Raw genomic sequence first — 17475 nt, forward strand, 5'->3', positions numbered from 1 at the left:
AGGATTACATCGCCTACTACAACCAAGACCGCATAAGCCTCAGACTGAATGGCTTGAGTCCAGTACAATTTCGGACCCAGGCACTAAATCAATAGCGTCCCCTGTCCAACTTTCGGGGGGCAGTTCAACGGCGGCTCACTTTTGAACAGCGCAAAAGTAAGCAAAACGCTCTTGCCCCACCACTCGGCACCTCGCTTAGGCTCGGTGTGCCCGTAATCCGCCAGTGATTTGGGGGGCCGCCGCCACGCGCCATCCATGGCGCGGGGCGGCTAAACCGGCATCCCTGCCGGTTTACCCCCCAAATCCCTGTCGAATTCCGGCCAGCGTGGTTTGACGGGGCGCTTGAGATCAAAAGCAGATCAAGATCAAGAGCGGCTCGCTTCGCATCGTGGTTACCGTTGAGCGCTACAGATACCTATGCTGCGATAACGGTAAGTGCTGACTGTTCGTTTGCTATCGCAGGCAAGCCAGCTCCCACAGGGTTTTGTGGCAGCTGTTAGACGACGAACCTGGCCACCATTCCGTTCAAGTCCACCGCCAGCCTCGACAGTTCATGGCTGGCTGCGCTGGTCTGGTTCGCGCCCGCGGCCGACTGGGTGGCCAGGTCGCGGATGTTGACCAGGTTGCGGTCCACCTCGCGGGAGACCTGGGCCTGTTCTTCCGATGCGCTGGCAATCACCAGGTTGCGTTCGTTGATCAGGCTGATGGACGCCGTGATCTGCTCCAGTGAGGCGCCGGCTGCGCGTGCCATTTCCAGGGTGGTCTGGCTGCGCTGGTTGCTTTGTTGCATGGACTGCACCGCCTCACCGGTGCCGTTCTGGATGCCGGCGACCATTTTCTCGATTTCCTGGGTCGACTGCGCGGTGCGATGGGCCAGGGCGCGCACTTCATCGGCGACCACCGCAAAGCCACGTCCGGCCTCGCCGGCACGGGCGGCTTCAATCGCTGCGTTAAGCGCCAGCAGGTTGGTTTGCTCGGCAATCGCGCGGATCACATCCAGTACCTTGCCGATATCCCGGCCCTGGGCGGCCAGGCCCTCGATCATCGCGGAGGTGTTCTGCACGTCCTGGGTCATGGTCTGGATCGCACCGACGGTTTCCATCACCCGATCACGGCCTTCCCGCGCCGCCTGGTTGGACTGCCCGGACGCCTCGGAGGTGGACACCGCGTTACGCGCCACTTCCTCCACTGCCGCCGTCATCTCATTGACAGCCGTGGCGGCCTGGTCGATTTCATTGTTCTGCTGTTGCAGGCCACGGGAGGCCTCTTCGGTGACCGCGCTCAACTCTTCCGCCGCCGAAGCCAGCTGCGTGGCCGAACCGGCGATGTGCTGGATGGTCTGGCGCAGGCTGGCTTGCATGGTCGACAGCGCACTGAGCAACCGCGCCGGTTCGTCCTTGCCATCGTCCTCGATGGTTTTGCTGAGGTTGCCGGCGGCAATGGTTTCGGCCACTTCCACAGCCTTGCGCAGCGGGGTCACGATGCTGCGGGTCAGCAACCAGGCCAGTAGCACGGTGAGCAACGCCGCCACTACAGAGACCGCTACCACACCGGTGATCGCACCCTCGTAGCTTTGCCCGGCGTCTACGTCGGCTTGCTTGGCGTCGGCCGCATTGATGGCGATCAGCTTGTTCAATTGCTCGCCCATCTGGTCGGTGCCGTCCTTGATGCGGCTGTTGATCAGTGCGCGCATCTCGTCGACCTTGCCTTGTTTGGACAATGCCACCATCTCGGCCTGGGCTTTGAGGTAGTTGTCCAGGGTGACGCCAAAGGCCTTGTACAACGCAGCCTCCTCCGCGCCCGCAGGCAGCGTGGCGTAGGCGGCCTGGGCGGTCTTGACCTTGTCAGCCAGCACGCCAATGCGTGTCTCGGCTTCCTGCAAGGCGGCAGGCTCGCGGTTGACCAGCACGCGAAACGACAGAATGCGCATGCGCAGCACGTTTTCGGTGATGGTGCCCAGGTGAGTCATGCTGGGCAGTTGGTTGGCGCTCATGTCCTGGGAGGATTGGCGCATTTGCGTCATACGGTTGACCGCAAACACGCCCAGCAGCACCACCAGAACCGCAATGAAGGCAAAACCGATAAACGCACGAGGGGCAATATTCAGGTGACGGAGGGACATAGGGCTGCTCTCAGAAGTAGTGTTTGCGTGCATCCTTGCCGCGAAACGATCCGTCAGCGTCAACGCGCTGCCCAGACCTTGGTCACCACTGTTGTCGTTGTAGTGTGGGCCTATGCTTGATATCGGCTGGGCCACGGCTTTGGCACAGGGTATTTATAAATATTTTTTTACACTTCAGGCGCCTTGCACTTTCTGGCATCCTGCGCCTCCATTTTCTGACCCGAGCCATCATTTTGTCTGACGCTCAAGCCCGCCGCCCGCGCTATAAATCCGACCTCATGTACGGCCTCGAAGACCGCCCGCACTTCACCGCCGCGATTTTTGCCGCGTTGCAGCATGTGTTGGCGAGTTTTGTCGGCATCATCACGCCCACCCTGATCGTCGGCGGCGTACTGGGGCTGGAAAGCGAAGTGCCGTACCTGGTGAGCATGGCGCTGTTTGTCTCGGGGCTTGGCACCTTTGTGCAGGCGCGCACCTTCGGGCCGGTGGGTTCGGGGCTGTTATGCCTGCAAGGCACCAGCTTTTCGTTTATCAGCGTGATTTTGAGCGCCGGGTTCATGGTCAAGGCCCGGGGCGGCGGCACCGATGAGATCCTCTCGACGATCTTTGGCATCTGCTTTTTCGCGGCGTTTATCGAAGTGGTGCTCAGCCAGTTCATCGGCAAGCTGCGCAAACTGATCACCCCGGTGGTCACCGGCACCATCATCACCTTGATGGGCTTGTCGCTGATCAAGGTGGCGGTCACCGACATGGCTGGCGGCTATGGCGCCAGCGACCTGGGCGCGGCGGGCAACATGGGCCTGGCGGCGTTGGTGCTGCTGACCATCGTGGTGCTCAACCGCTTCAACAACCCGTTCCTGCGCCTGGGTTCGATCGTGATCGGCCTGACCCTGGGCTTTGTAGTCGCGTGGCTGCTGGGCCGCGTCGACATGGCCGCCCTGCCCCAGGTGCCGCTGATCAGCGTGCCCGTGCCGTTCAAGTACGGTTTCTCGTTCGACTGGGTGGCGTTTATCCCGGTGGCGGTAATCTTCCTGATTTCGCCCCTGGAAGCAGCCGGCGACCTGACCGCCAACTCGATGATTTCCCAGCAACCGGTCAAGGGCCCGCTGTATATCAAGCGCATCAAGTCCGGCCTGCTAGCCGACGGCCTCAACTCCGCAATGGCCGCCACCTTCAACAGCCTGCCGATGGTGACCTTCGCCCAGAACAACGGCGTGATCCAATTGACCGGCGTGGCCAGCCGCTACGTGGCCTACTTCATTGCCGGCCTGCTGGTGCTGCTGGGGCTGTTCCCGATGATCGGCGCAGTGTTGCAACTGATGCCCAAGCCGGTCCTCGGCGGCGCAACCCTGATCATGTTCGGCACCGTGGCCGTGGCCGGCATCAAGATCCTCGCCGAAGCGGGCCTGCATCGGCGCAATGTGCTGATCGTGGCGATTTCCCTAGGCATGGGCCTGGGCGTCGCCGCCGTGCCGCAAGTGCTGCGCGAGCTGCCCAAGGCGCTGCACAACATCTTCGAATCGCCGATCACCGTGGGCGCATTCTGTGCAATCTTGCTGAACATTTTCCTGCCCGAAGAGTTCATAGAGCTGGAAGAAGATGAATTCGAGCCGGAGTCCTCTACCCTCAAGGTCATGCAAGACCCGGACGTCACCCCAAAGTAGGAGCATTTCTCTATGCGCAAGCTCATGGTTCTATCGCTGTTGCTGCTGACCTTGAGCGCCTGCGCACTGTTCCCCAACCGTGACCCGGTGAACATCAATGTAGTGGGTATCGAGCCGCTGCAAAGCCAGGACCTGGAAGTACGCTTTGCCGTGAAGCTGCGGGTGCAGAACCCCAATGAAGCGGCAATCGACTACAACGGCGTGGCCCTGGACCTGGAGGTCAATGGCCGGCCACTCGCTTCTGGCGTCAGCGATCAGGCTGGCAGCATCCCCCGCTTCTCCGAGACCGTGTTGATGGTGCCAGTCAGCGTTTCAGCGTTTTCGGTGTTGCGCCAGACCCTGGGCCTGAGCCAGACCCAAAGCCTGAACAACCTGCCCTACGTGCTGCGCGGCAAACTGGCGGGTGGCCTGTTTGGCACCATGCGTTTTGTGGAACGTGGCACCTTGGACTTGCCTAACACCGCCACTTGGTAATCAGCGTGCAACCGACACTTTCCCTCGGGAACTCTGGGAGATCACCCGCGAAGAGTGGGCGAACGGAACCTAGTGTGTGGCTTGCCTGCGATGGTCATAGGTATCTACACAACTGTGCAGTTCGCCGCACCCACCGGTAACCACGATGCGAAGCGAGCCGCTCTTGATCTTGATCTGCTTTTGATCTCAGGCGCCCCGTTAAACCACGCTGGCCGGAATTCGACAGGGATTTGGGGGGTAAACCGGCAGGGATGCCGGTTTAGCCGCCCCGCGCCATGGATGGCGCGTGGCGGCGGCCTCCCAAATCACTGGCGGATTACGGGCACACCGAGCCTAGGCGAGGTGCCGAGTGGTGGGGCAAGAGCGTTTTGCTTACTTTTGCGCTTCTCAAAAGTGAGCCGCCGTCAGGGCGGAACCCTAGGTGGCCGTTACCTAAATAACGGATACATACCCGGTCCAACTGTGTTGACTGTGAGGCCGTCTTCGCAGGCAAGCCAGCTCCCACAGTTGGATCGTGGGGTGTCAGGTAGATAGGCGTCGGCTGTCAGGCCGCCATAGCAGGCAAGCCACAGGTTGATTGCGTTCAGTCAGTGATATAGCGAACGCCTGGCTTGGCGCGCTCGTCCACCACCAATTCAAAAATATCCGGCCGGGCGTAATGCCCCACTACGTCATAGTCGTACCGTGCCCGCACCAGATCATCGGTATTGATCTGCGCCGTCAACAACCCCGCCTCGCCCACCAACGGCCCCGCCAAAATATCGCCCATGGGCCCGACAATCACGCTGCCACCGGCAATCAACGGACGGTCCGCCGGCCAGTTGGCAACCTCCACACCCAGAGCTTCGGGCGATGCCTGCACCTGGCAGGCGCTGACCACAAAGCAACGCCCTTCATGGGCGATATGGCGCATGCTCACCTGCCACATCTCGCGCTCGTCCACGGTGGGCGCACACCACACCTGAACGCCCTTGGCGTACATCGCGGTGCGCAGCAACGGCATCATGTTTTCCCAGCACACCGCGCCGCCGATACGCCCCACCGCGGTATCGATCACCGGCAGTGTGGAGCCGTCGCCCTTGCCCCAGATCAGCCGCTCGGTGCCGGTCGGCATCAGTTTGCGGTGCTTGGCCACCAGGCCGCCCGAGGGTTCGAAATACAACACGGTGCAATACAGCGTGCTGCCACTGCGTTCGATCACGCCCAGCACCAGGCTGGCACCGGTACGCGCCGACAACCCGGCCAGCGCCTCGGTCTCGGCACCCGGCACGTCGATGGCATTGGCAAAATACCGCGCAAAGGCTTCCCGGCCTTCGGGCAGGCGATAACCCAATTGGGTGCCAAAGCTTTCGCCCTTGGGATAGCCACCCAGCAACGCCTCGGGCATGACCACCAAGTGCGCGCCACTGCGCTGGATTTGCTCCTCATAGGCCAGAATCTGCGCCAGGGTGTCAGCCTTGCCGCCAGGCAAGGCGCCGATTTGCAGGGCTGCGACAGTCGATACAGGCATCAGGCTCACTCCGATAGATAAGGGTTGCCCATTCTCCGGCCAGACTCGATCATGAATAAAGCCCACCTCAGTGCTAAATGATATGAGCCAGATGAATATCGCCCAGGTTGACCTGAACCTGCTCAAAACCTTCGAAGCCCTGCACGACGAATCCAGTGCCAGCCGTGCGGCGCTGCGCCTGGGCGTGACGCAGTCGGCGATCAGCGCCGGCTTGCGGCGCTTGCGTGAGCTGTACGGCGACCCTTTGTTCGTGCGCACCGGCCGCGGCCTGGCGCCGACGTTGCGGGCCAACCAGTTGAAACCGGTGATCAGTGAGGCATTGGATCGCTGCCGCCAGAGCCTGGCGATGATCAGCCCGCAAAACCTGCACTACGAGGGGCGCTCGGTGGTGCTGGGGCTGTCGGATGACTTCGAGATTGCCTATGGCCGAAGCCTGATGGAGGCCATCGCAGTGCGCCTGCCCAAGCTACGGGTGATCTTTCGCCAGACCTACAGCCAGATTGTCGCCGCCGCCCTGCTCGAGCGCACGCTGGACCTGGCCATTACCGCCGGCGGTTTTACCGAGCGCAGGTTGAGCCGACAGGTGCTGGGGGAAGGTGACTACCGTTGCCTGGTAGACCCCCATAGCCTGGCGCCGGGCCAGGAGGCCATCGACCTGCAGGGGTTTGTCACACGCGAGCATGTACTGGTGTCGTCAGGCGGGTTTATCGGCATTACCGATGAAGGCTTGGCGGCGCACGGGCTGCGCCGCCACGTGTGCGCGTCCACCAGCCACTTTGCCGCGCTGCCGTATCTGCTCAAAGGCAGCACCGCAGTGGCAACCATTCCCGGGCATGCGGCCCACGCCATTGCGCAAATGACCGGCTTACGCGTGCTGCCCTGCCCGCTGGCACTACCGCATTACCCGGTGGAGTTGGGCTGGCGTACCCAGGCTCAGTTGGACCCGCTGTTGCTCAAGGTGCGCGAAGCGATTGTGGCGTGCTTTACTTCGCCGCCGCCATCAGCTTGTTGACTTCACTGCGCACCATGTTGGAAAACTCCGGCGGCGACATGCCGTCGAGTTCGGCACGCACCCATTCGGCCCATTTGCCCTTGCGCTTGGCGCGCTCACCGAACAAGCGCGCGGCTTCGCCCTTTGCCTTGCCCAGGTTGGTTTGCCACAGGTCGTAGAGGCGCGACTTTTCATCTTCCAGCTCGGCGCGTTCGGCGAGGGTCTTGTTGGCGAGATTGAAGCTCATGTTGAATTACCTGCTGCACAAATAGGTGACATCTTACACTGTAGGCCCAACGTTCCCGATCGGGATTTTGCCTCGGATGAGCGCGTGGGGAAAAAAACTGCAACTTTTGCCACCCCCCGATACTCCATTGTTCACTGCCACATCCACCTGCAAGGAGTCACTCAATGGCCCGCAAAACCGCCGCCCAAGCTGGCGAAGATCAAATCAAGGACCAAGCGTTCAGCGAACTGAGCGCGTTGATCGAAGAATCGGACAAACTGCTCAAAAGCAGCGCATCCCTGGTGGGCGAGGAAGGTGAAACCCTGCGCGAGCAGGTCGCCATCAAACTCAAGCAAGCCCTGGAATCGGTGTCCAACGTGCGCGAACGCAGCAAGCCGGTCGTGGATGCCACCGAAACCTATATCGGTGGGCACCCATGGCAGACCGTGGCCATTTCCGCAGGCTTTGGCCTGGTGGTCGGCCTGTTGCTGGGTCGCCGTAACTGATGCATCCAGGCTGCGCACCCGCGCAGCCTGTTTCACCCCGCTGCCAACGCCCTCAACTCGCGCAACGCCTGCGCATCCAGCTCTACTCCGCTTTCCTGCGACTTCGCCCGCGTACGATGGCGTCGATCCCCCGGCAAGCGCCGCAGCCCCGCCGCATGCATCTGCCGCACCAGCTCCTGGCTGCGCTGGGCGAAGCTTTGCCCTGCGGTTTTACTGGGGTCGATCACGATCAACAGTTGGCCCGTCCAGGGCGTGCGCGCGCCAGGGTGGTCCGTCCAATCGAACTCGAACGAGAAGTTGCCGCCCGTCAGCGCGGCCGCCAGCAACTCCACCATCATCGACAGTGCCGAGCCCTTGTGCCCGCCAAACGGCAACAGTGCGCCGCCTTCCAGAATAGCTTTAGGGTCCTGGGTCGGCTGCCCCAGGCTATCGACGCCCATGCCTGCCGGCAGGCGCTCGCCTTTGCGTGCGGCGATCTGCACATCGCCATGGGCGATGGCGCTGGTGGCCAGGTCGAACACAATCGGCGCGCCGTCGGCCCGTGGCGCCGCGAACGCGATGGGGTTGGTGCCGAACAATGGGCGATCCGCGCCGTGGGGCACCACACAGGTCATGCTGTTGACCACACTGAGTGCCACCAGCCCCTCCTCGGCAAACGGCTCGACGTCCGGCCACAGGGCCGCAAAGTGATGGGAGTTATGGATCGCCAGCAACGCGATGCCGGCGCTGCGAGCCTTCTCCACCAGCAGCGGGCGCGCCGCCGCCAGGGCCGGTTGAGCAAAACCGTTGCCGGCGTCGACGCTCACACAGCCTGAGGCCACGTCGGTCACGCTGGGGACGGCCGTGCCGTTGACCCAGCCACTGGCCAGCGTCGACAGGTAACCGGGGATGCGAAAAATACCGTGGCTATGGGCACCGTCACGCTCGGCGCTGGCGCAGTTGTGCGCAAGAATCGCAGCAACCTGCGGCGACGTGCCGTGCCTGACGAAGACCTGTTGAAGCAACTCCACCAGTTCGGCGAAGCGGATCGAGGCGCAAGCAGGGGCAACTGTCGGGGACTGCGCAGACATTTGAAGCTCCGTTTTTATGATTGGAAGGGGCAACGAATGGAACATCCAGACCCTCGATTAAACACCACGCACGCTCTGCGCTGTCAACGTGCGCAACGCTGATTATTTACCGCCTTGCGTCACGGGCGCTTGCCTACCCTGTGCTTTTCCTGGCACGCCGGAGACAGGCTGTGATCCGTTTAACGCCCCCGTATTTTTTCGCCGAGTTTCTCAAACCCCAAGGCAAAGCCTCGCCCACCGCCCGTGAACGCACGCTGGGGCTCACCGCCAAAGACCGTGAATGGCTGTACAACCTCTACCTGGCCACCGACGAATCTCGGCAGGACACACGCCGGCATGATCACCCCATGCGCGTTGAAAAGGTGCTGATCAATATTTCCGGCAAGCCCCCCATCCCCCTTGCCGGCGCGTTCGCGATCAGCCCGACACCCGACGACGCCAAGGCGTTGCTCTACACCCCGGATAACGGCATCCAGGTCTATGACAGCCATGCTGAACTGCTGAACGAATTGACCGAGCAATTGGAAGACCCACTGCAGAGCGCCCCTTTGCTCAACTACCTGTCGACGGATCAACGCAACTCGCTGGGCGCTGACACGCCCATGGTGCTGACCACTCAGATCATCGAAGGTGACGTGATGCCAGAGCAAGGGCGCATGCTGCAGGCCTGCCAGTTGGATAATGTCAAAGCCATGCTCGGCCACCTGCAAAAAACCCCGACCTTGCCTGACATGCTCGATACGCTGCTGAGCATCATGGGCCGCCAGCAGTTCAAACATCTGGACCTACGGGACACACGGGTCAATGTCTTTACCCGCGAGGCTGAGCAGGCAACGCCACGCTGGGTCAACGCGCTGACCTTGAGCGAAGCGCTGCTGCAATTTTATGTGCGCCATGGGTGGCCCGAAGGGCAAACCCGCGAATACGCGAACCCAAAACATGACACCACTGACCTGACCACCGCCGAACGGGAAGAAGATCGCCAACGCTGGGAAGCCTTGATCGAACAGAGCTCAAGCATTTTTTCGAAGCTCTTGGAAAGCCTGCTGCAGACCTACTGGAATGAAGATATCGACAGCGGCACCTCCCGCGTGGATTTTTTTGCCCAGGTCATGGCGCAGAAGTTTCGCCTCGATGTGCTGCTCAAACGCCAGAGCGACATTATCAGCGCCGATGAAAGTGACGCACTTCAGGCTCTGTTCCTCAGCGACCAAAGTGCCCGCAGTGCCCATGCCGAAAACCTCAATGTGGAAAAGGTGCGCCTTTATGCGCCCCATCAACACTACGTTGAGCCGGCGAGCACCTTGATGATCACCCAGCGCCACGCGTACCTCTACACCCAATCACGGGGGTTACAGGTGCTGGAAAACCTCGATGACCTCAAAGACCGGTTGTTGAGCATGCTTAAGGCCCAAGGTTACGAGGACGAATGGCTCAACGCGCTCTCATTGGATGAGCGCGACACGCTGCTCGGCCTGGACCCGATCGCCATCGCGGCAAGGCCGATTCCCGGCAATGTGTTTGTAACCCTGGTGCAAGACATTGTGCGCAAGCAAACGGACAACCTTAACCATGCCCTGGCAATCTACCGACGCAGCGATGGCCAAGTGGACCTGGCGGCCCTGCTCGACAGCGCCCTGGACGTGCGTGCCCTGCTGGACAGTCAACTGGCCACGCTGGAGACCGCCGGGCGCTGGACCTTGCATCCGGTCACCCGCGGCGATGGCCGCCCTTCGACGGTCAAGGCCGAGCGTGCCCGGCTCCAGCTCCAGAGCCTGCAGGCGGTGGAGCACGCACTGGCGCTGGAGCGCGCGAGCCATCCGACGTTACGCAGCACCATCGCTGATACGCTCAACGCCGAACTGAAACTGCAGCAACAGGCCGTCAAGGCCAGCGAGGTGTATATCAACACCTACGCCACCCGTGCCCAGGAGCGTGAGGAACGCACGCCAGTGCAGTCATTGAGCATGCTTGAACACTTCATTGAACGCCTGGCCCAAGAGGCGCCCGCAGTGCCCTTTTCATCCCGGACGAAGTTTTATACCAAGGGCGAAGGCAATGTCTTCATGCAGTTGTCGAGCATGACGCTCAAAACGTTCAACACCATCATCGAGCGCGTCCTGCTGCTGTTCTCCAAGCACGCCATACGCCAGCAACCCCATGATTTTCTCGTCAAGACTCTCGCCAAACACGCCCACTCAATGCTGGTGGGGTTACGCAGCGAAGCCGAGCTGAGGTGGCTGGATAAAACCCTGGCGCCCGCCAGCAAGGCCATTGTTGACACGCTACTTCAGCCCGAGAGTCTGTCGCGCTTGACCCGCCATGGCCTTAACGGGTTTTTGCCGGATGCCTATGGCTTGACGCTGGACTTGAACGCCGTCGATACGCCACAACCGCTGGCCAATATTTTTGTCATCACTGAGCGCGGCGGTCTCGACCCGCAGCGCTCGGGCCAGGCGCTGCTCTGGACCCCGCGCCTGGGCTACGAAGTCTTTGCCTCGGTCAGCGCCCTGCGCGATGAAATCACCCAACGCCTGGCGCACCCGCTCAACAGCTTGAGCCTGCTGGAGAACCTGCCGTTCTGCTTGCGCGAGCCCCATCAGGCCTTTCGCCAGGGGCCGCTGCAACGTATCGATCAGGACCTTTTGAATGACCGAGTAAACAGCTACAACGACGCGGTCATGGCGGGCGTTGATCACTTGCTATCCATGGGCCTTGGGGCCCGCGCCTTGCAAGACCGGTTGGACGCCGTCATCGAGCAGCCGCCGCCCACCAACCTTGGCAGGGCGATCACGCTGGCCGATGCCATGGTCAACCAGCAGGCACTGCCGGTGTGGCTCGGCATGGCGCTGCCTCAGGAGCAAATCCACCAGGCCGAGCTTCTGGAGCAGTACTGCAACAACGCCGGCGAGGAACACGACTACCTGCATGACATCCAACCCATCCGCGCGTACGCCTTAACCACGCTGACGGCGCTGCTTGAGGCGCGCTTTCCCGGCAAAGGGCTCAACCCCGATGACATCCTGATTCCCACCCATGCGGTGCTCGATGTGAATGTCGACAACCTGACCGACTTTGCCTTGCGGCACTGGCCAAACCTGACGGCGCAACACATCCGCCCGCGCTCACGCACCTCCAAGCCATTACCAAAAGCCCTGGACGCCAGTGCGGTGATACAAATGGTGCGACAGCTGGACCTCAAAAGTGCTTATCAACAGCGGGTGCGAAGCCAGCTTGAAACAAAAACCGACGATGCGCGCCAACGCAGACGCCTGTTTTGCCGCCAATTGCCTTGGCAAGCGTTGCAATGCGCCCACGAACACAGCTTGCAGGAACGCCTTTCCACCCAGGCGTTGAGCCTGGTGCAACAGATTTTCGATATGCCGGACGCCGTGGCCCGCGCCTCACTCAGTGGCGCCACGGCGATGATTCGACCGCTGGAACTGATCGCCACCGAAGGCGCCAGTACCGCCAAAGTGCTGGGCGTGTACCTGATCGGCCCGCAGAGCCCCGGCGATGGACCATGGGTGCTTTACGCGCCGTACAGCGAACAACATGTGTTCAAGGAATATACGGATGAAACGGCCCTGCTCGATGAGATACAAAGGCCGGGCGTACTGCAGGACTGGGTGCTTATGCACTTGGAAGATCCGCACCAGGCCACTTACCGCCACTTGCTCAAAGACAGTCGCCATCGCCCCTCCGATATCCGCCTGGCCGCATCGCCAGTGGCGGGCAATGTGCTGCATTACCTGTTCAGTGAAAATACATTGATGTTGCTCAAGGTGCTGGGCAGCCAATTCGAAGAAGGCGCCAAAACCTTGTGGGACCATGCGACCCGCTTGTTCGGCAAGGAAATCCCCACGGCGGTACAGTTCATGGCCGGCAAACTCGCCTACCCGCTGGTGGTATGGCGCAGCTACACCTTGTTCAAGCGCTCGGCCGAAGCCTTGCAACTGCACCAGTGGAAGGCTGCGCTCAAGGATTTCATCAGGGGCGTGGCGCAGATGGCCGCCCTGCGCAGTGCGCTGGACGGCACCGCCCTTGCACCGCCCACCGAAAAGGAGCGCTCGCTGGCCGAGCTGACAGACACGTCACTGCCCGCCGCCGCCACCCTCGACACCTGGCATATCACCAGCCCTTCGCGCACCCGGCTGCAGCCGTTCGAGGCACAGGATGTGGCATTGCAAGACCTGAAAAAAAGCACGCTCAGCCAGGTGTATGAAGACCGCAAAGCCTCGAAATACTACGTGCCGCTGGCCGGCAAGGTGTATAGCGTCAAGAAAGCTGCACAACGCTGGCGCCTCGCCAACGACGAGCAGGTTGGGCCGTACATCGGTCGCAATACGCAGGGCATATGGGTGCTGGAGCTGGGCGACCAAGAGCCGCGCTTCGGCAGGGCTCAGTCATACCTCAAGACATGGCGAAACGAAGCACGGGATATCAATATTGAAGCGGTGGGCATCCGCGATATCGGTGCGTTGACCTACTGGAAAGCCCAAGCCATCACCGAAGCGCTGAACTTTGCGACTTATTACGCGCTGAACTGCCGCCGCAACGTCGCGCAATTCGCCACACAACGCGACCCGAACAGCCGGGTTGGGCGCTTTTTGGGAGAAATGTTCGGTGTCGTCACCCTGACGCCGGACCAGGTTTCGAAAGTCACCAAAATAATCGACGAGATACTCAATGAGCTCACCGACCCCAGCTTGACCGGTCCAAATTCCATGCGTTTTGTGGTGGGCACCAGCCGACAGGATCCCGCATCGGATTATGCGTTCATGATTCCCGCCGACAGAGAGCGAAAGCTGTATCTGCTGAGCCGCTTCTTCGACCCCAATCTGGACGTTTATCAGAACCGCTTGCTGGAGAATGTGGCCTTCAACATATCGACGCACGCCAGGGCCAGTACGCTGATTCACGAATTGTCGCACTTGAAGCTGGACACCGTAGACATCGCCTACCTGGACAGCATGCGGCCCTTCCCGGACTTGATCAATATCCAAAGGCCCGGCGCCGAAGTGCTTAAAACCACCCTGGAAGATCTGCGCAGCACGGCGTTATCGACGATGACGCCTGCAACCATGCTGTTCAAGACTCAAGACAGTCTCACCGAGCTGTGGGAGGATTTCCAGCCAGGCTCGGCAATTGAAAAGAAAATTTTCAAGGCGACGGGCGCCAAGACCTTGCAGGACGCAAGGGTCATCTTCATGTCGGTACCTGACAAACGCATTGACACCATCCTGGCCAATGCAGACTCAGTGACGTACCTGATCACCCACCTTGGGCGCTACCTGGAGCCGGGAGCCTGAGCGGCCCCCGGCAGGAACATCAGTCTTTCTGGTCACGCAGCACGTTGCCAGAAGCGCCATCGATGCGGGCTTCATATACGGTGCCATCGGATTTGCGGCCTTTGACTTCCCAATAGCCATTGTCATCGGCTTCAGCGGCGTAGACCTCGATGTAACCGGCCTTGGTTTTCGCCACTTCGATGGCTTTCTCAATGGTGATCCAGCCTGCACCCGGCTTGTCGGCCATGGCAGCGCCTGCGCTCAACAGCGCGGAAGTAGCACACAGGGCGATCAAGGTTTTCTTCAACATTTTCGTACTCCATAGTGGACGACAGGTTAATTCCTGATTTTTTAGGCGCACGCAAACAAGAATAAGTTCCAATTGATGTGCAATCGCCATGATGCGGTTCTCGCCGTCTGCCTTGGGAGGTTAGAATGTGGGAAATCAGGATGAGTTAATGAGCGAAAAGCCCCTTTCAGAAACCGAATATGACGCCATCACCGACGCCGCCGCGCATTGGTGCATGCGTCTGCATGCTGCAGATTGCACGCCGGGCGAACGTCAGGCTTTTACTCAATGGCACGATGTGCATCCGCTGCACGCTTTCGAATATGCGGCCATGCTTGAGATCTGGGACGTGGCCGATCATCTGCCTCGCGAAAAGCCTGACGCGGTGGTCGTGCCCCTCAAGAAGCCGCGCAACCGCCTGCGTACCTACGCGGTAGCCGCAGCGGTGTGCCTGGCGGCATTGCCGCTTGCCGCCTTCACCGGCTGGGAAGCAGGCTGGTTGCCCAGCTCTTATGAACGCTTCGAAGCCGCCAATGGCTTGAAAAAAGTCACCCTTGGCGACGGCAGCCAGGTGGAGTTGAACCTGGGCACCGAGTTGGTCTACAGCCATTACAAGGACCAGCGCCGGGTCACCTTGAAAAAGGGCGAAGCGTTCTTCAAGGTCGCCCACGACCGCGATCACCCATTTATCGTGCGGACCGGCGAAGGCCAGGTGCGAGTGACCGGCACGCAGTTCAATGTCTGGGAATATGAAGACCAGGTTCGGGTGATGTTACTGGAGGGCTCGGTGCAGGTCTCCAGCGACAGCGAACACGCCAGCGTGCCGCTGAGCCCAGGCATGCAAGCCAGTTTCCGTCAGGGTGACGCCACCCCGCTAGTCGCCGCCATTAATCCCGATGACACCGCGCTGGCGTGGCGCCAGGGCAAACTGGTGCTTGACAACCTGACCCTGACGGACGCCCTGCCCCTGATCAACCGCTACCTGAAAAAGCCGGTGATGCTCGCCGACGCCAGTACTGGCGCGATTCGCATCGGCGGTATCTACAACATCAACGAGGTCAACAACCTCGTGCCCTCCCTGCCCAAGGTGTTGCCGGTCTACCTGACCCAAAACCAGGACGGCAACCCTGTACTCAATTCCATTCCGCGTAAAACCCCCAAGGGCTGAGCCCGCTCGCACGAACGGGTACGTTTGGGCCGCGGGTGTCCATTTTTGAAACACTTCCCTCGCCTGCATCGCCCGCCCTGTGCGGATTCATGGTTCTGTCACAGGCAGTGTTACATCGCTGAGACAGCGTGAGGCGAGCATGGGCCTATCTCACGCTTTGCGGACTGTTTCAAACCTGAAACAGGGTTGCCATCACTTTGCCTTGTCTTAATCCCAAGTCCTTGAATAACCACATCTAATAGAAAGCGGCACGCCTTCTGCTCCTTCCCTGATAACGCTGTTTAGGGTCAGCGTGAAGAATAAGGACTGCCGCCGTGAACACATTCACACACGCCTCGTCGATAAACGTACTGCTGATCAGCTGCGTGCTCAGTGCCGGTGTCAGCCTGACAAGCCAGGCGGGTGACGGCGTGATCGTGACCGGGCGCACCGTGCAGGGCCATATGTATGGGCGCACCTCGCTGCCCGACCCCTACCCCAACACCGCCAATGCCAACCCCAGCAAAGAGATCAACAACGCTTTGACCGGCGAACTCAGCGACAGGGATATCGGCGGCATCAGCAGTGGCTCCAGCCTCGCCCGCTACCTCCAGCCCAACGGCAGCCTGTCGGGCCTGGGCGCCACACAAAACAGCATGTCGACACTCGGCGCTGGCGCAGCGGCCGGCCATGGTGCGGGCAGCGGCAGCAGCATGGGCGGGCAGATCAGCGACTCGATCCAGCGTGGCATGGCGCCGCTCAACAACCTCGGCAGCATGATGGGGGGCAAGTGATGAAGCGCGCCCTGTTGATAGTCGCCCTGCTGGGCAGCGCCACGGCCACGGCCGACAACACTGCCGTGATCAACAACAGCGGCCAGCAGTACGACGGTGTGCTGTCGATCAACCAGGCCGCCGGCAACCAGCAACAAATGTCCAACAGCCGCGCCATCGCGCTGGGTGGCCAGGCCACCAACGTCGACATTCAGCGCGTCGACGGCAAGGTCGACCCGTCCCTGAACGCCAAGGCAGCGATCCAGGGCAACTCATTCAGCAGTGGCAACGGTGTGCTGGGCATCAACCAGGCGGCCGGGGCCAATAACCAATCCATCAACGCTGTGCGGATCAGCCTCAACTCTGGCCCGCAGAGCATCGATGACAGCGTCCTGTTGCAACAGAACACGACGACGCTGGCAACCGACTCAGGGCTCACCCCCACCACTGGCAGCCGCCAGGTCGTGACCAGCGACCAGGCCTTCACCGGCAGCCGAGGAGTGACGCAGGTGACCCAGAGTGCAGGGGTGGGGAACCGAGTGGCTAACACCCTGGGCATCACTATCAAGTAACCGCTTGGTAGACGTTCGTTAGACCGTACCAACACTTAACCAACTAATTAGAAGCAAGGAGAAACACCATGAAACCTCAAATGGCTCTCAAACCAATGGTTTTCGCTCTCGCCGCACTCATGGCTGCTGCTGCTCAAGCGGGTGGTTGGCATCCAGCCCCACAACCCACCGGCACTGTGGCCGCTGTCGTCACTGACGTACAAAAAAGCGAACACAACAAATTCGACGATACCAACACCGAGAACAACGCATCAGCCGACAATTCAGTAAATAGCAACAGCGGTAATGTCGGGGTCAACGCACAATCCGGTTCCGGCAACCAGGCTGACAATGCCGGCGCCATCTCCAGTGCAAAAGGCGACTTTGCCACCGTGTTTGCCGTGATCGATGTGGACCAAGGCAGCTCGCACAACAACTTCGTCAACAAAGGCACGCAAAACAACGCCTCTCTGGACGGCTCCATCAAGGGCAACTCCGGCAACGTGGGTTACAACGGCCAGGCCGGCCAGGGCAACCAGGGTAAAAACAACCTGGCCATCACCACCGCTGACGGCAAAAACATCGCAGCGGCTTCCAACACCGAGCAGAACTCGCTCAACAACAGCTACCTGAACACGGCCGCCAGCAGCCATGGTTATGGCAAGCCTCAGTACGTGTCCAACAACGCAAGCCTCGACAACTCGGTTAACAACAACTCCGGCAACGTAGGCGTGAACCTGCAATCGGGTGCGGGCAACCAAGGCAGCAACAGCCTGTCGATCGGCCAAGGTTGCAGCGTCTGCGCCAGCGGCGTGCGCTTCTGATCCAACGGGGCCTTGGCAACAAGGCCCTTTTTTATTC

Annotated in this window: 15 protein-coding genes; 10 read left to right on the top strand and 5 right to left on the bottom strand. The window is 60.7% G+C overall.

The genetic code is table 11. The annotated features are described in order from the left end of the window. Positions 1–95: IS3 family transposase (locus tag MF6394_RS21470; RefSeq protein ID WP_143501162.1), on the top strand; the 95-nt coding region annotated here is incomplete at its 5' end. A 401-nt stretch (positions 96–496) separates the two neighbouring features. Here the strand turns inward: MF6394_RS21470 and MF6394_RS21475 are convergent. Beyond that, on the bottom strand, positions 497–2155 hold the full coding sequence (locus tag MF6394_RS21475; protein ID WP_371914725.1) for a methyl-accepting chemotaxis protein: 1659 nt from the start codon (positions 2153–2155) through the stop codon (positions 497–499). A gap of 200 nt (positions 2156–2355) precedes the next feature. Here MF6394_RS21475 and MF6394_RS21480 point away from each other — a divergent pair, with 200 nt between their 5' ends. Both MF6394_RS21480 and MF6394_RS21485 read left to right on the top strand, forming a co-directional pair. Continuing rightward, positions 2356–3786: a nucleobase:cation symporter-2 family protein gene (locus MF6394_RS21480; RefSeq protein ID WP_078467485.1), complete on the top strand. Its 1431-nt coding sequence runs from the start codon at positions 2356–2358 to the stop codon at positions 3784–3786. A 12-nt stretch (positions 3787–3798) separates the two neighbouring features. After that, positions 3799–4260 (top strand): LEA type 2 family protein, encoded by a 462-nt coding sequence (locus MF6394_RS21485; RefSeq protein WP_003190908.1) that lies wholly within the window; start codon positions 3799–3801, stop codon positions 4258–4260. Positions 4261–4843: 583 nt separating this feature from the next. Here MF6394_RS21485 and MF6394_RS21490 read toward each other — a convergent pair. Next, positions 4844–5770: a carbon-nitrogen hydrolase family protein gene (locus tag MF6394_RS21490; protein ID WP_044273475.1), complete on the bottom strand. Its 927-nt coding sequence runs from the start codon at positions 5768–5770 to the stop codon at positions 4844–4846. A 91-nt stretch (positions 5771–5861) separates the two neighbouring features. Here MF6394_RS21490 and MF6394_RS21495 point away from each other — a divergent pair, with 91 nt between their 5' ends. Beyond that, positions 5862–6782, top strand: coding sequence for a LysR family transcriptional regulator (locus MF6394_RS21495; protein ID WP_078467486.1), 921 nt, complete (start codon positions 5862–5864; stop codon positions 6780–6782). Here MF6394_RS21495 and MF6394_RS21500 read toward each other — a convergent pair. Further along, the gene (locus tag MF6394_RS21500; protein ID WP_003190904.1) at positions 6754–7008 is read right to left on the bottom strand and encodes a hypothetical protein; all 255 of its coding nucleotides are present in this window, start codon (positions 7006–7008) and stop codon (positions 6754–6756) included. The genes MF6394_RS21495 and MF6394_RS21500 overlap by 29 nt on opposite strands. 164 nt (positions 7009–7172) lie before the next feature. On the opposite strand from MF6394_RS21500, the gene MF6394_RS21505 reads away from it, so the two are divergent. Continuing rightward, positions 7173–7493 carry a DUF883 family protein gene (locus MF6394_RS21505; RefSeq protein WP_078467487.1) on the top strand — a complete coding sequence of 107 codons (321 nt, stop codon included), beginning with the start codon at positions 7173–7175 and terminating at the stop codon, positions 7491–7493. Positions 7494–7525: 32 nt separating this feature from the next. On the opposite strand, the gene MF6394_RS21510 is transcribed toward MF6394_RS21505, so the two are convergent. Further along, entirely contained in the window at positions 7526–8563 is a 1038-nt protein-coding gene (locus MF6394_RS21510) for an Ldh family oxidoreductase (protein WP_044273473.1), read from the bottom strand. A 170-nt stretch (positions 8564–8733) separates the two neighbouring features. Here MF6394_RS21510 and MF6394_RS21515 point away from each other — a divergent pair, with 170 nt between their 5' ends. After that, a complete protein-coding gene (locus MF6394_RS21515) occupies positions 8734–13875 on the top strand; it encodes a dermonecrotic toxin domain-containing protein (protein ID WP_078467488.1) in 5142 nt (1713 codons plus the stop codon). Between the two features lie 19 nt (positions 13876–13894). Here the strand turns inward: MF6394_RS21515 and MF6394_RS21520 are convergent, their stop codons facing one another. Beyond that, positions 13895–14164: a PepSY domain-containing protein gene (locus MF6394_RS21520; protein ID WP_044273472.1), complete on the bottom strand. Its 270-nt coding sequence runs from the start codon at positions 14162–14164 to the stop codon at positions 13895–13897. A 148-nt stretch (positions 14165–14312) separates the two neighbouring features. Between MF6394_RS21520 and MF6394_RS21525 the strand changes: the two genes are divergently transcribed. The 4 genes from MF6394_RS21525 (at position 14313) to MF6394_RS21540 (ending at position 17438) form a co-directional block, all read left to right on the top strand. Further along, complete coding sequence (locus tag MF6394_RS21525; RefSeq protein ID WP_078467489.1) at positions 14313–15311, top strand: FecR family protein; 999 nt, start codon at positions 14313–14315, stop codon at positions 15309–15311. Positions 15312–15625: 314 nt separating this feature from the next. Further along, positions 15626–16084, top strand: a complete 459-nt coding sequence (locus MF6394_RS21530) for a hypothetical protein (RefSeq protein ID WP_078467490.1) — start codon at positions 15626–15628, stop codon at positions 16082–16084. Further along, on the top strand, positions 16084–16635 hold the full coding sequence (locus MF6394_RS21535) for a hypothetical protein (RefSeq protein ID WP_047710723.1): 552 nt from the start codon (positions 16084–16086) through the stop codon (positions 16633–16635). Before MF6394_RS21530 ends, MF6394_RS21535 begins: the two co-directional genes overlap by 1 nt. Before the next feature lie 68 nt (positions 16636–16703). After that, positions 16704–17438 (top strand): hypothetical protein, encoded by a 735-nt coding sequence (locus MF6394_RS21540; protein ID WP_047710722.1) that lies wholly within the window; start codon positions 16704–16706, stop codon positions 17436–17438. Positions 17439–17475: the final 37 nt, after the last annotated feature.

Origin of the sequence: Pseudomonas sp. MF6394, assembly GCF_002018845.1 — a bacterium.
Lineage (GTDB): Bacteria > Pseudomonadota > Gammaproteobacteria > Pseudomonadales > Pseudomonadaceae > Aquipseudomonas > Aquipseudomonas lactis.

Excerpts from the sequence above, each read along its gene's own strand:
- MF6394_RS21490 (WP_044273475.1), bottom strand. The coding sequence starts at position 5,770 with ATGCCTGTATCGACTGTCGCAGCCCTGCAAATCGGCGCCTTGCCTGGC.
- MF6394_RS21535 (WP_047710723.1), top strand. The coding sequence starts at position 16,084 with ATGAAGCGCGCCCTGTTGATAGTCGCCCTGCTGGGCAGCGCCACGGCC.
- MF6394_RS21510 (WP_044273473.1), bottom strand. The coding sequence starts at position 8,563 with ATGTCTGCGCAGTCCCCGACAGTTGCCCCTGCTTGCGCCTCGATCCGC.
- MF6394_RS21540 (WP_047710722.1), top strand. The coding sequence starts at position 16,704 with ATGAAACCTCAAATGGCTCTCAAACCAATGGTTTTCGCTCTCGCCGCA.
- MF6394_RS21505 (WP_078467487.1), top strand. The coding sequence starts at position 7,173 with ATGGCCCGCAAAACCGCCGCCCAAGCTGGCGAAGATCAAATCAAGGAC.
- MF6394_RS21500 (WP_003190904.1), bottom strand. The coding sequence starts at position 7,008 with ATGAGCTTCAATCTCGCCAACAAGACCCTCGCCGAACGCGCCGAGCTG.
- MF6394_RS21520 (WP_044273472.1), bottom strand. The coding sequence starts at position 14,164 with ATGTTGAAGAAAACCTTGATCGCCCTGTGTGCTACTTCCGCGCTGTTG.
- MF6394_RS21485 (WP_003190908.1), top strand. The coding sequence starts at position 3,799 with ATGCGCAAGCTCATGGTTCTATCGCTGTTGCTGCTGACCTTGAGCGCC.
- MF6394_RS21475 (WP_371914725.1), bottom strand. The coding sequence starts at position 2,155 with ATGCACGCAAACACTACTTCTGAGAGCAGCCCTATGTCCCTCCGTCAC.
- MF6394_RS21525 (WP_078467489.1), top strand. The coding sequence starts at position 14,313 with ATGAGCGAAAAGCCCCTTTCAGAAACCGAATATGACGCCATCACCGAC.
- MF6394_RS21495 (WP_078467486.1), top strand. The coding sequence starts at position 5,862 with ATGAATATCGCCCAGGTTGACCTGAACCTGCTCAAAACCTTCGAAGCC.